The organism is Sphingomonas sp. NPDC079357 (genome assembly GCF_044901155.1).
In the GTDB taxonomy this organism is placed as follows: Bacteria; Pseudomonadota; Alphaproteobacteria; order Sphingomonadales; family Sphingomonadaceae; genus Sphingomonas.
On sequence record NZ_JBJDOM010000004.1, the window covers coordinates 1 to 14,740 of the forward strand.

6 protein-coding genes and 1 pseudogene are annotated in these 14,740 nt (G+C 66.8%); 6 read left to right on the forward strand and 1 reads right to left on the reverse strand.

All coding sequences use genetic code 11. The features are described from left to right. The 6 genes and pseudogenes from bamA to ACI2JO_RS13235 all read left to right on the forward strand — a co-directional run. On the forward strand, nucleotides 1–1,449 hold a 1,449-nt coding region (bamA, locus tag ACI2JO_RS13210), incomplete at its 5' end, for an outer membrane protein assembly factor BamA (RefSeq protein WP_404721159.1). Nucleotides 1,450–1,648: 199 nt separating this feature from the next. Further along, nucleotides 1,649–2,368: a Spy/CpxP family protein refolding chaperone gene (locus ACI2JO_RS13215; RefSeq protein ID WP_404721160.1), complete on the forward strand. Its 720-nt coding sequence runs from the start codon at nucleotides 1,649–1,651 to the stop codon at nucleotides 2,366–2,368. Nucleotides 2,369–2,528: 160 nt separating this feature from the next. After that, nucleotides 2,529–2,912 (forward strand): annotated as a pseudogene (locus ACI2JO_RS13220) (integrase core domain-containing protein); the annotation flags it as partial. Between the two features lie 334 nt (nucleotides 2,913–3,246). After that, nucleotides 3,247–11,955, forward strand: coding sequence for an autotransporter-associated beta strand repeat-containing protein (locus ACI2JO_RS13225; protein ID WP_404721161.1), 8,709 nt, complete (start codon nucleotides 3,247–3,249; stop codon nucleotides 11,953–11,955). 197 nt (nucleotides 11,956–12,152) lie between these two features. Continuing rightward, complete coding sequence (locus ACI2JO_RS13230) at nucleotides 12,153–12,533, forward strand: hypothetical protein (protein ID WP_404721162.1); 381 nt, start codon at nucleotides 12,153–12,155, stop codon at nucleotides 12,531–12,533. A 126-nt stretch (nucleotides 12,534–12,659) separates the two neighbouring features. Further along, nucleotides 12,660–12,869, forward strand: coding sequence for a hypothetical protein (locus ACI2JO_RS13235; protein ID WP_404721163.1), 210 nt, complete (start codon nucleotides 12,660–12,662; stop codon nucleotides 12,867–12,869). 3 nt (nucleotides 12,870–12,872) lie between these two features. Here the strand turns inward: ACI2JO_RS13235 and ACI2JO_RS13240 are convergent, their stop codons facing one another. After that, the gene (locus ACI2JO_RS13240) at nucleotides 12,873–14,738 is read right to left on the reverse strand and encodes a tetratricopeptide repeat-containing sulfotransferase family protein (protein ID WP_404721164.1); all 1,866 of its coding nucleotides are present in this window, start codon (nucleotides 14,736–14,738) and stop codon (nucleotides 12,873–12,875) included. Nucleotides 14,739–14,740: the final 2 nt, after the last annotated feature.

A 14,740-nucleotide genomic window follows, 5' to 3' on the forward strand; every position in this document is an offset into this window, starting at 1 on the left:
CGCGAAGTGCGTCTGGGTGAGGGCGACGCGTTCAACAGCTTCCAGGTGAAGCGCTCGCAGGATCGCATCAACTCGCTCGGGTTCTTCCAGGACAAATTCGAAATCAAGCAGACGCCGGGCTCGGCGCCGGATCGCGTGGTGCTGGACGCCAACGTCGAGGAGCGGTCCAGCGGCGAGCTGCAATTGTCCGCCGGTTATTCCAGCCTTGAGAACCTGTTGTTGCAGGCGAGCCTGACGCAGCGCAATTTCCGCGGGCAAGGGCAGGAGTTGCGCCTGAGCGGATCGCTGTCCAGCTATTCCAAATCGCTGAACCTTGGCTTCACCGAGCCATATCTATTCGATCACAACGTCGCCTTCGGCGGCGACCTCTTCCGGCGCGATTATCGATCGTACAACACGATTGGCGACACCGACAGCACCACCTATCAACAGGTTTCGACCGGCCTCCAGCTGCGCACCGGCGTGCCGCTCGACGAATTTTGGCAGCTGTCCGGTCGGTACACGCTCAGCTACGATCAGGTCTCGCTCGACAAGGACACCTACTACACCGACGGTCGCTGCGATCCTGTGCTGGCGGGGCAATATCTGTGCGACGCGGTCGGCAATCGCTGGACCTCTTCGATCGGCTATTCGCTGATCCACGACAGTCTGAACAGCCGGCTGCGCCCGACGGCCGGAGACCGCTTCACCTTCAGTCAGGATTTTGCAGGGTTGGGCGGCGACATGAGATATATCCGCACCCGCGTCGAGGCGGCAAAATATTTCGGACTGGGCAAAGGCTTCGTCGCGAGCGTTCAGGCCGATGGCGGGCACATCGAAGGGCTCGGACAGGACGTCCTGCTCACCGATCGCTTCTTCCTCGGCGACCCGCAACTCCGCGGGTTCGACATTCGCGGCATCGGCCCACGGGTGACGCGCCAGACCTACGATACTTCGACGATCCCTGCCACGCTGTCTGGCAGCACGACAACCACGACACAGGATGCGCTGGGCGGCACCAGTTACTATCACGCCCGGCTCGAACTGGAGCTGCCGCTGGGGTCCGGGGCGCGTGAGATAGGGCTGCGGCCGTCGATCTACCTTGATGCGGGTGCGGTGTTCGGCGGACGTATCCCGACGCTGACCGACACCTGTGCGGCAGCGATTGCCGGTGGGACCGCCTGCACCGTGCCGACCCGCCAATACAGCGACGGCAACGGCAACCTGCTGTATCTTGACTCTAGCGGTCTTGCGACGACGACGAACACCGGAACGCCCTATACTTACTCGCTAGGTGCGTACCGTGAGACTTATCAGGGCAACAGCGCGTCCCCGCGGCTGTCGATCGGCGTCGGCGTCAATTGGGCCTCGCCGTTCGGGCCGCTTCGCATCGATCTTGCCAAAGCCATCCTTAAGCAGCCAGGCGACGACACCAAGCTCATCACCTTCAACGTCGGTACGCAATTCTGAGATAGTCCGCCAATGAAATGGTACAAGGCGAGATATCAACTCGTGCATGCTGCGACTTCCACAGCTGCCGGCTTTAAGGAGGCTCGCATCGAAAAATCCGACGTTACAGCTGCTATTTGCCAGGATGATACAGGCCTCTATGCTTCCGAGAGCTACATTTAGCGAGCCACGGCACCTGATATAGCGCAGCAGAAGTGCCGTGGTTTGGGCAGTTATTTCAACACGGTTCAATCCTGATACTAATGGCACATATTTCTGCGGCAAGGCTGCATACAACGTCGCGCTGTGGCCTCAATGTCACAGTGAGCCTCATTTCGATGGCAGAAACATTCGCGAGATTCGTAACCACGATGTCCCGATCGATCAGAGTGGAAACGTCGAAGGGAATACACCGATGAGAAAAGGGATGATCGTGTCTGTCGCGGCGATGGGACTGACGCTGCCTGTATTTGCACAGCAACCGGCCGGTGCACCGCCGCGGGCACTCGACCGGCCTGACCTGACGACTGAGCGAGTCCGCGAAGTTGATGATCTCTCGCTGGTGCTCGGTTTGCGAGAAACACAGCGACCAGCATTGAGTGCCTTTCTGCAGGCCTCGCGCCCTCCCGCGCCTCCAGCGGCCCCCTCACGCTCTTCTATGCGCGCCGTCCCGGCCGAGAGCTTTGAGGCGGAACTGGACTGGATGGCGGATCAAGACGCGCGACATAGCGCCGAGGCGCGGCGACGGATCGATGCCGGGCATGTTTTCTACGATCAACTCGATGACCATCAAAGAAAAGTGTTCGATGCCGTAATGCGCCTGCGCCATGGCCCAAGAGGCGGACATGGTGCTGCAGGCCCTGAATTCGGTGGCCCCGGCAAGCCAAGAGACTACAGACCGGACGGTACGCCGATCGCAGGGGCATTACCGCACGAATGACGATCAGAAATGCTTAAAGGTGGCGGCTCACTCAAGCCCTTCCGGGCACGGCCGCCTCCTCTTGAATTCGCCCGTAGTTAGGCAGCCTGCCAAAATCAGCGCTCGGCCTGTTCGCTGAGGTAGGCAGCTGCTGGCATGCACGCGAGATGCGCCGCTATACATGGTGGCCAGCGACAACGGCACCGAGTTGACCAGTCATGCCGTGCTCGCTTGGCGCCAGAACACCGGCGTCGAGTGGCATTACATCGCGCCCGGCAACCCGCAGCAGATTGGCTTTGTGGAATCGTTCAGGGGCCGCTTGCGCGACGAGTGCCTGAACGAGCACCTGTTCCGCTCGCTGGCTGCGGCAAGACGGATCATCGAGGCATAGTGGACGGACTACAACACCGTGTGTCCGCATCGCAGCCTCGGCGGCATGGTACCGCCGAGTTCACCAACCGCTCCCGCAAGGGGCTTAAAGACACCGAAGCTAATTGATCGGTGGCCTGAAAAGGAGAGAGCACGTCAGTCGCAGCTCATCCCGGCCATGGGCTACATGCAATAAATTGTAACGGATATTCACTAATCTACATGCGTTTTGGGAGACCCGTTGAATGTCGACCCAATACGTTGCCTTTCCTCAAATTGTTGTCCGCGCGCGTTAATAACGACATAGCGACGCCTACCGCGCAAATGGGATTGGATTTTCGAATAACTCTTTGACGCCCGATAGATATCAAATCGAATAGATATTTTTCCGAGGCCAATTGTAAGTATTGACTTCGCGCGTCGCGTCGCACTTACCGCAAATTAACCCTTTTCCCCCATTAGGCCGATCCTGTGAGAGGCGGGATGCATGCGGCTGCCCGAGCTCACGACGCTTTTGGGGGTTATCCTACGTGAAGAACCGGGTGAAATTGCTGGCATCGACCGCGCTCGCGATGGGCGCGCTGACCGCGGTCCATGCTCAGGCGCAGAACACCAACACCGCGACGGTCGTCGACGGTAACGGCGCCAAGGGCGCGATCATCTCGAGCAGCGAGTCACGCGGCGACGACGGGCACCAGACGGTCTACACCGATTTCAACACCGAAGGCGGCGCCGGTTCGGGCGGGGGCGGCGGCTTCGGCGGCGTGTTCTTCATCGACCAGGGCGGCAGCCTGACGCTCAACAACGTCAGCTTCTCCAGCAACACCACCAAGGGCGGCGAAGGCGGCGGGGCACCGATCTTCTCGGTCGCGCCCAAGGTCTTCTCGCTGGCCACCAACAGCGCCAATGCGGATGCGGTCTCGCTGTACTTCCCCAAGGTCACCGCGTCCTACAGCACCGCGCACGGGCTGCAGATCACCGGCTTCACGCTGGATAACGAGAATTCGCTGATCGGCGTCGGTGCCGGCGTCGCGCTGGGCGGCGGCACGGTCGGCGCAACGGTCCAGTCGGTCGCGATCGACGCTGACGGCAAGCAGCAGGTCACGCTGACGCAACCGTACACGCTGGATTCGAGCAACGTCGTCACCGCAAGATACCAGGACGCCAGCGGCACCAATCCGGCGGGCTATTACGTCAGCGGGACGATCGACGCGTCCAAGCTGCTGCCGGGCGCGGTCGTCTATGGCGACGGCATCGACGCCGGCGTGACCGTCAAGGACGTCACCTACGACAGCAACCAGAAGGTCAAGAGCTTCACGCTGTCGAACGGCTCGACCAGCGTGCAGAACGTCGCGGTGTCGTCGGCGACACAGTTCGACATCACCCGCTTCAAGGCCTCGATCACTCCGCAGCTGACGAACGTCATCGAGGCGCCGACCGGCGGCACGCTGGCCGGCTTCGAGGTCGGGATGGTCGTCACCGGCAACGGCGTTCCCGCGAACACCAAAGTTACCGCGATCGATCCGGATACCGGCGCGATCACGCTGTCGAACCAGGTTGACCTCAACAGCGTCACCTCGCTGAAGGCAGCGTCCAACCCGGTGCTGTCGAACGCCAACGGCACCTCGCAGCTGAAGGTCAATTCGACCAACGGGATGCGCGTCGGCCAGAAGGTCAGCGGCCAGGGCATCGCCGATGGCACGACGATCACCGGCATCGACACCGTCAACGGCACGGTCACGCTGAGCGGCACGATCGCCAGCGCGGGGCTGAACGCGATCAACAAGGGCAAGATGCTGCTGACGCTGAGCCCGGTTGCCAGCGTCAGCGGCAACAGGGTCACGCTGGTGTCGATCAGCGGGATGAAGATCGGCCAGGTGCTGTCCGGCGATCCGGCGATCCCGAACAATGCGGTCGTCACCGGCATCGATGTCGCCACCAACACTGTCACGTTCAGCATCAATCCGGCGGTCGCCAATCTGGTCAAGGGCGGGTCGATGAACTCGCTGGTGTCGACCGGTACGGTCGGCAACAACGGTTCGGGCGGGCGCACGGCCAGCAACTTCAACGCGATCCTCAACGATGGTGAGGGATCGGCAGGCACCAACGGCTATAACGCCGGTGCGGGCAACGGCGCGGCCGGCGGCAACGGCGGAAGCGGCGGCAGCGGCAGCAGCGGCGCGCCGATCAACGCCGCGATGACGCAGGCCGTGATCGAAACGGGCGTCCAGTTCACGCTCAACGCGGTCAAGGTCGGCGCGGCGCTGGCCAACTTCCCGCCGGCGGCCGCACTGTCGGCCTCGCTGGCGGCGGACACGGCCTATACCGGGGTGCTGCTCGCCAAGGCGATCGCCGATCTGGTGACGTGGAACATCGACATGGCCAACGGCAAGGTCGCGTTCGGCGGCGCCGGTGGCGCGGGCGGTAACGGCGGTGCCGGCGCGACCTTCTTCGGCGGCGGTGCCGGCGGCGGAGGCGGCTCGGGCGGCGCGGGCGCGCTGTCGATCACCGACGGTGGCGCAGGCGGTCAGGGCGGCACGGGCGGTGCCGGCGGCTTCGGCGCGGGCGGCGGTTCGGGTGGTGCCGGCGGTGCCGGCGGCCAGGGCGGCCAGAGCCTCGACGGCGCGGCGGGCGCGGGTGGCGCGGCCGGCTTCGGCGGCGGTGTCGGCTCGTCGAACGGCCAGGGCGGCGGCGGTGGCTCCGGCTACGGCGGCGCGATCTTCGTCCGCGACGGCGGCACCCTGCAGATCAACGGCGATGCGCTGTTCGACGGCAACGCGGCGCTGGGCGGATCGAGCAACAACGGCGGCGCGGCCGGCAGCGCGGCGGGCAGCGACCTGTTCATGATGCGCGGGTCGACCGTCATCCTGTCGCCGGGCGCGGGCAAGACGATCACCTTCAACGGCACGATCGCCGACGACAGCGCGGCGAGCATCGGCAGCACCGGGATCGCCTCGGGCTACGGCGCGGACATCACGATCGCGGGCGGCGGGCTGGTCCGCTTCAACAACGTCAACACCTATACCGGCAACACGCGCCTGCAGGGCGGCACGCTGCGCGCCGACGACGGCGTCGGCATCCATGCCAACAGCCACATCCTGTTCGAGGGCGCGGGCACGATCGGCGGCACCACGTCGCTGGCGACCGCCAACGCCGGCACGCTGCTGACCTCGGGCACGGTGACACGCCGCGTCGGCGTGATGCCGAACCAGGTGTCGTGGACCGACTCGACCGGCACTGCCGGCGGCAGCGGCGGCTTCGCCGCGCTCGCCAACGGCCTGACGCTCAACTTCGGATCGCTGAACGGCGGCCAGGGCCAGGACCTGGCGTGGAACTCGGGCGGGTTCGTCCGTACGGCCGACACGTTGGTGTTCGGGTCGGACGCCGTGGAGGCGACCGGCGCGGTGCGGTTGATGAACAACATCGACATGCGCGGGCTGGACGGCAAGGTCGCGGTCTATGACAATCTGGTCGGCACCGGCGACTTCGCGCTGCTGACCGGCAATGTCACCAACGGCTTCCTGACCGTCAATGACACCAATTACAGCGGCAGCCTGTACCTGACCGGGCAGAACACGCTGCGCGGCATCACCGTCAACAACGGCCTGGTCTCGACCAAGCTGGACACGCTGTCGGGTCGCCTGATGGATGCGTCGGCGGGGGGCTATGTCACCGTCACCGGTGGTACGCTGCGGCTGGCCAATGCCGAGAAGCTGACGACCGTCAACGTCGCCGATCACGGCCTGCTGATCGCCGACAGCGCGACCAGCACCGGCTCGATCATCAACGCGGGCACGATCCGCTTCGCCACGACCGCCAACACCGGCAACATCACCAACACCGGCCGGCTGGTGTTCAACGATGTCAGCACCGCGGGCAACATCCTGAACGACCAGTCCGGGCTGCTGCTCCAGAACGCCGATCTCGCGGCCGGCGTGATCACCAACAACGGCACCTGGGCGATGACCGGCGCGATCGCCGCGTCGGGCACCGTGACCAACAACGGGCTGGTGACGGTGAGCGGCACGCGCACGCTGTCCACCACCGGCTTCGGCGGCAATGCCAACGGCGGCGTACTGCTGGGCGGTGCGGACGGTACCGCGGGCGCGCTGACGATCGACCAGTCGGGCAACAGCCTTTATGCCGGTGCCTTCGGCGGCGCGGGCGCGCTGACCAAGGCCGGACTGGGTCGCCTGACGCTGACCGGAGCGAACAGCTTCACCGGCGGGTTCGCGATCAACAACGGCGTGGTCGACACCTATGGCGGCGGCACGCTCGCCGACACGCTCGACGTGGCGGTGGCGAATGGCGCTTATTACCTGGTCGGCACCGCCGACACGATCCACAATCTCACCAACGCCGGTGCGACGATCGCCTCCCAGAATTTCGGGGTGACCGACCTGATCAACAGCGGGTTGATGCGCGTCGCCAACGGCTTCATCGCCGACGGCGCGGTGAGCAACAGCGGTCAGCTGTGGATGGATGCGCCCGCGATCGCGCATCTGCGCGGCACGCTGGCCAACACCGGCAGCGGCGATTTCCGCAGCAGCGGGCAGTTGCTGGTCGACGGCGCGGTGAGCAACGACGCCGGTGCGGGGATGATCCTGTATAGCGGCGGCGCGACACAATTCGCCAGCCTCGCCAACGCCGGCTATGTCGCCGCGCGGCACCAGCTGGTCGTCACCGGCGCGGTCACCAATGCGGTGAACGCGACGCTCGACCTCGGCGCGGGCGCGGCCCCGTGGCTGGGCAGCCTGACCAACGCCGGCACCGTCGTCACCAACGACGTGCTGACGATCGCGAACGGCTATACGCAGGATGCCGGCACACTGACCGCCAATGCCAACATTTCGACGGGTTCGCTGTCGGGTGCGGGTGGCGACATCGTGCTGAACGGCGCGACGCAGATGCTGGTCAACCAGAGCGTCGACGGCAGCTATGCCGGCACGCTGTCGGGCACCGGCACGCTGACCAAGACGGGCGCCGCCACACTGACGCTGGCGGGCGCCGTGGGCAGCATCACGCCGACCGCGCTGACCGTCGCCGAAGGCCGCGTGACCACCGCGAACGCCGACATCCTCGGCCATGCGCTGGCCGTGGCGGTGTCCGCACCGGGCACGCTGTCGGTCGAGGCCGACCAGACGATCGCTACGCTCGCCAACCTGGGCGTGACGCGCCTGAACGCCGACCTGACCACCATCGACGGCACCGTCAACGACGGTGGCATCGCGGTGACGGGCGAGCGGACGCTCCACACCTCGACCTTCGCGGGCGGCACCAACGGCGTCGTCGCGCTGGCCGATGCGGGCAAGCTGACGATCGACCAGTCGGGCAACAGCACCTATGCCGGTATCGTCACCGGCGCGGGCGCGTTGACCAAGACGGGTGCGGGCACGCTGACGCTGACCGGCGCCAGCGACTTCACCGGCGGGTTCGCGATCGACGCGGGCACGATCGACACGACGGGCGGCGGTACGCTGTCTGACGCGCTCGACATCGCGGTGGCGAACGGCGCGACCTATGTGGTCGGCACCAACGACATCGTGCGCAACGTCACCAACGCCGGGCAGCTGACCACCAATGCCAATTACGGCGCGGCGTCGCTGACCAACAGCGGCACGGCGCAGGTCAATGCGGTCCTCGTCACCAGCGGCGACGTGAGCAACAGCGGACAGCTCGACCTCGCCAGCACGTCGGGCACCCGCGTGATGGGCAAGCTGGTCAACACCGGCACCGTCACTGCGGCGGGGGCGCTGGTGGTCGACACCGATGTCGCCAACGCACAGGGCGGCGTGCTGTCGATGACGAACGGCGGCACCACCCAGCTCGGCAGCCTGACCAACGCCGGCACCGTCAATGCGGCGCACGCGCTGCTCGTGACGGGCGCGGTCGATAACGCCGCCAGCGGCACGATCACCTTCGACGCCACCTCGGCGCCGGTGCTGGGCAGCCTGACCAATGCGGGCACGATCGTCGGCAACGACATCGTGACCGTGGCGGGCGGCTATACCCAGAACGCCGGCACGCTGACCGCCAATGCCAACATCTCGACGGGTTCGCTGTCGGGTGCGGGCGGCGACATCGTGCTGAACGGCGCGACGCAGATGCTGGTCGCCCAGAGCGTCGACGGCAGCTACGCCGGCACGCTGACCGGCACCGGCACGCTGACCAAGACCGGTGCGGCGACGCTGACGCTGGCGGGGGCGACGAACAGCATCGCGCCGACGTCGCTGACCGTGGCGCAGGGCCAGGTGACCGCCGCCAACGCGGGCATCTTCGGCAACGCGCTGGCCGTGGCGGTGTCCGCACCGGGCACGCTGTCGGTGCAGGCCGATCAGTCGATCGCCACGCTCGCCAACGACGGTCTGGTGGCGCTGAACGCCGACCTGACCACCAGCGGCGGGACGGTCAACAACGGCCAGATCGCGGTGACCGGCGCGCGTACGCTCCACACCTCGACCTTCGCGGGCAACGCCACCGGCGTGGTCACGGTAGCCGATGCGGGCAAGCTGACGATCGACCAGTCGGGCAACAGCACCTACGCCGGCATCGTCGCCGGTGCGGGCCAGCTGAGCAAGGCGGGCGCCGGTTCGTTGGTGCTGACGGGCGCGAACACCTTCACGGGCACGTTCGCGATCGACGCCGGCACGATCGACACGACGGGCGGCGGCACCTTCGCCGACACGCTTGACGTAACGGTCGCGCAGGGTGCGACCTACGCCGTGGGCACCACCGATGTGGTACGCAGCGTCACCAACGCCGGCACGCTGACCACCAGCGCCGATTACGGTGTCACCACGCTTGCCAACAACGGGACCGCGCAGTTCGACGCGCGCCTCGTCGCGGGCAGCGTGCGCAACACCGGCACCCTGACCGCCAGCAAGGCGTTCGCGGTGAACGGCGCGATCACCAACGCTGCGGGTGCGTCGCTGACGCTGGCGGCGGGTTCGACCCCGACGCTGGGCAGCCTGACCAACAGCGGTACGATCGTCGCCAATGACGCGCTGACCATCACCGGTGCCTATCAGCAGGACGCCGGCTCGCTGACCGCCAATGCGGCGATGGCGACCGGGTCGCTGTCCGGCGCGGGTGGCACGATCACGATCAACGCCAACCGCCTGACCATCAACCAGACGGTCGACGGCACCTACAAGGGCGTGATCGCGGGCACCGGCACGGTGACGAAGCTGGGCGCGGCGACGCTGACGCTGGCCGGTGCGGTCGACAGCTTCGCACCAACGTCGCTGGCGATCGAGCAGGGGCAGCTGGTCGTCGCCAATGCCGGCCTGCTCGACAAGGCGCTGCTGGTGTCGATCGCGGCACCCGCCGCGCTGACGCTGCAGGCCGACCAGACGATCCGCGACCTGAGCGGCGCGGGCGCGCTCAACATCGGGGCCAACACCCTGACGTTGTCGACCGGCGGCAATTTCACCGGCAAGGTGAATGGCACCGGACGGATCGCGCTGACCTCGGGCGCGCTCGACCTCAACACCGCGGGCACCGTGGCCAGCGGCACCTTCGCGGTGCAGCCGGGCAGCACGCTGAACGTCGGCGCGACCACCACGCTGGCGACGCAGACGCTGAGCGCCGCCAACAGCCGGATCAACCTGGCCGGTGCCGCCACGGCGACCACCACCACGGTGACCGACAAGAGCACGCTGCACCTGGGCAACGGGCTGGCGCTCAACACCGCGGGGGCCACGGCGGGCCAGCTGACCAGCACCACCACCATCGTCAATGGCGGCGGGCAGGTCACGGGCAACGGCTCGATCAGCGGCACGACCACCGTCGGCGGCAACAGCCTCGGCGTGATCGCGCCGGGCAACTCGCCGGGTATCCTGACCTTCGCCGACCTGGCGTTCGGGGATAACTCGGTGGCCGCGATGCAGATCGACGGCAATGCCGGCGCGGGCGTGGCGAACGGGTACGACCGGATCGTCGTGACGGGCAAGCTGACGCTGTCGGGCAGCTCGGTACTGGCACTGGACAAGAGCGTTCCGGCGAACAGCTACGAGCTGCCGCTGGGCACCGCGATCCAGATCTTCCAGTTCCGCCCGGGCAGCATTACCGGGTCGTTCGGATCGGTGACGAAGGCGAACTTCGGCCAGAACCTCGCCTTCAACCTGTCGAACGGCACGGTGATCGGCATGGGTTCGTACACGCCGCAGACGCTGTCTGATGCGACCGCGATCACCACCGGCCAGAAGAACGCGCTGGCGGCGATGCTGGTCAAGACCACCGGGGGCGTGCCGCAATATTACGGCGGCAACCTGCTCCAGTCGCTGGCCGCCAATGTGGCGAACGGGCGCGACGCGACGCAGGCGAGCTTCGCACGCTGGTCGCCGGATGCCTATGCCGGCATCAGCGACGGGATGCGTGCGTCGATGATCGACGGTCTGGTCGAGGTGAGCGATTATGACGCGCTCACCCCGGGCAAGAGCGCCTTCACCGGCGGCATCCACGGCGGGCAGCTGCGCGGGCTGAACAAGGAAGGGGCGGCATACAACCGCTTCCGCGACGTCGCCTATCAGATCGGGGTCAGCCACGATCTGTCGGTGCTGCGCGCCAACCTCAGCTACGCCCATTCGGAGGGTGGCTTCCGCAGCACGAACATGGATGCCAAGCTGAACGGCAACCAGATCGCGCTGGGCGTGTCCGCGCCGCTGACGGGCGACCAGGCGCTGCGCCTGATCGGTCGGGTCGCTTATGGCGACTACACCAGCAGCGGCACCCGCGGGGTGATCGGCGGTAGCGCGCGCTTCCGCTCGGTCAATGCCAACAGCTTCGTCTATGGCGGCGGCTTCGGCTATTACCAGCAGTTCGGCGCCACGGTGCTGAGCGGCACGGCCGAGGTGCTGGGGATCAACCAGCGCGTCGACGGCTTCGCCGAAACCGGTGAGGCCGGGCTGGACCTCTTCCGGATCCAGCGCCAGCGTCGCGACGGCGGGATCGGTCGACTGAACGCCCAGGTCGGTTATTCGGTGACCCCGAATGCGCTGACCTACCTCAAAGTCGGTTATGTCCATGAATTCAAGGACGGGCTGACCCCGATCACCGCCGATGGCGCGATCGACCCGATCAACGTGACGATGACCAATCCGGGGCTGGCGCGCGACCGCGTCAATGCCGGGGTGGGCGTGCAGTTCGATGTCGGCCAGGGCGTGCGGATCGGCGTCGACGCGAGCGCGGGTAATTACGAAAGCTATCGCATCGGAGGCAACGTCCGCTTCCGCTTCTGATGCGACGCGCGCCGGCCGGGGGCGACCCCGGCTGGCCGCAAGCCCGGAGACGTCCGTCGCCTTCCCGCATGGAAGGCGGCGGGCGTTTTCGCATCGGGGCGACTTGCTTGACTATGCAGGTGGCCGGGCGCAGGCTGCCGACCGGAACAGAACCCGCCGGTGGATAGCTATCACCTTCAAATAACGGGAGTTTGCCGATGAACCTCTCTTCGATGACACGGCTCGCGATCGCTGCGGGCGCGGTGGCGCTGCTCCCGGCGGTCGCGCAGGCCGGGCCGGTGTTTTCGGGAAGCGGCGCGGTCGTTCGCGCGCTGCCCGACCAGATCGCCTTCACCTATCGTCAGGACCTGCTGGCCTTGCGCAAGGTGGCGTTGCTCCGGCAGCAGCGCGACGGCGGCACGTTGTCCGCCGACAGCCGCGCGTCGATCCAGACGCGGCTCGATGCGATCAACGCGCGCTACGCCCGCACGCTGCGCAACAACAATCCGCTGAGCATCGACAGCACCGGGCGACCGGCGACGGTGCGCCCGGGGGCGGACTGGACGAACGCCGACCTGTTCACGACCGGCCGTCAGTGAGGCGGCGGGCGGCGGCATGGTATTGACGTACCAGCCGAACCGCACGACATTCGCGGATCGGTCGCAGGAGCGGTCCGGGGAGATATTCTGATGCGCTACGTGGGTCTGGGATTGGGAGCCGTCGCGATGATGCTGGCGAGCGGCGCGGTGGCACGCGAGCGCAAGCCCGCTGCCGTGACCGATCCCGACAAGATCATCTGCCGCTCCGAGGAAAACACCGGCAGCCGCCTCTCCAAGACCAAGCGTTGCATGTCCGCGCGCGATTGGGCGGCCGAAAAGGCCATCAATCAACAGGATATCGAGCGCGTTCAGGCCAATCGCTACAAGAACAACTGAGGGTTAGTCGGTGTAGCCGAGCGCGTCGATCCAGGGCTTCAGGATCGGCATCACCGGCGCCAGCGGCTGGCGATACCGTTCCCAACGCGCCAGCGCGCGGGTGTAGAGCGGTTCGGTGATCTGCGCATAACTGGCTGTTTTTACAGCGCCACGCGCAAGGGCGCTGACGCGGTGGTCGGCGTAATGCGGCTGCCAGTCTAGCCCGAGGGCGTCGAAGAGCGCGCGCAGCTCCTGCTCGAGATCCGCGATCATCCGTTCATAGCGGACGCGGTGGACCGGCATGTCGGGGAAGAGACTGGTTCCGCGTGAGAAAATCGTGAAGGCGGCATCGTAGACGCGCGCGGTCTCGTCGAGCGTGGTGAAGCTGCGCATCGCGGTGTTGAGCCGGAAGTTGGCCATGAAGCAGCTGAGCACTGCATCGCACGGATGTCGTTCGACCAGCACGATTTTCGCGGTCGGAAACAGCCGGTGGATCGTGGCGATGCGCACCATGTGGAGCGGGTGCTTGTCGACGAGCAGCCGCGTGCCCGGCGGGGTGACCGCATCCGCCTGATCGAAATAGCTTTTCCGCAGCGCAGCCGCGCCGGCGTCGTCAAGCGTCGCCAGACCGTCCTCCGTCAATCCCAGCGACTGGGTAGCGAGCGCAAGGAACGGTTGTTCCTCAAGGACATGCACGCCCTCAACGTTCATCAGCAACGTGTCGAGCAAGGTGGTGCCCGACCGCGGGAAGCCGACCACGAAGACCGGCGCGGCGCGATGCCGGTCGGGGGCCAGCGGGTGCCATGAAGCGACCTGTCCGGGCGTCAACCGCGCCGAAATTACCCCCAGCCGATCACGATAGGTGTCGCCCGGTGCGGCAGGATAGAGCGATTCCGCCGCCGCGTTCATCGCGGTGAAGGCGGCGAAGGCTTTTTCGGACTGCCCCTGCCGGTCGTAGAGATCGCCGAGCAATTGATGCCGGCGCAGCGGGTGGATCGTCTCGGGCACGCGCTCGGCCAGCGCGAGCGCCTCGGCGACATGGCCGCGCCGCCGCGCGACCCACGCGCGCAGGAAGTCCAGCTCGATCGCGTCGGGCGCGCGCGCCGCCAGCGCGTCGACCACCTGCTCCAGCTCGTCGATGCGGTTGACGCTTTCGAGCAGCAGCCCGAGTTCGACGAACGCGCCGGTGTAGCCGTCGGCGAGCGCGATCGCGCGGCGGAACGCCTGTTCGGCGGCCAGCGGGTTCTCGCACGCCGCCTCGGCGGTGCCGAGTTCGAGCTGCACCTCGGGATCGTTCGGGAAGAGCGCGGCGGTGTCGCGCATCACCTGCTGGCGGACGTCGAAACGCCCGGCGTCGCGCAACGCCTGCGCAAGATTGAGGTACAGGCCGACCTCGTTCGGCGCGTAGCGTACCGCCTCGTCGAACGCCGCGACCGCGTCGTCCACCCTGCCCTCGGCCAGCCGCGCGCTGCCGAGGTTGTTCCACGCGCGATAGTCGCGCGGGTCGGCGGCGACGATCGTCTCGTAATCCGCCGCCTCCCCCGCCCCGGTCGCGACCCGCGCATGCGCGGCGAGCAGGCGCAGCTTGGGATGCGCATCGCCGTCGGCGACCGCCAGCGCCTCCGCGGCACGCCCGGCGCTCATCAAGGCGGTCGCGAGGTTGATCCGCGCCGAAGGATTGTCGGGCGCGAGCGCGAGCAGTCGCCCGAACAGCGCCGCCGCACGATCGGTCTTCCTGGCATGCGCCGCCAGCAGCCCGCCGAGTTCGAGCAAGGCGGGCTCATCGGGGGTGTGCTGCAACGCCGTTTCGATCAGCGTGAGGCCGCCGGCGGCATCATTGGCGCGGGCACGGGCGGTCGCCGCCGCGATCAGCTCGGAAACGTCTGTCATAT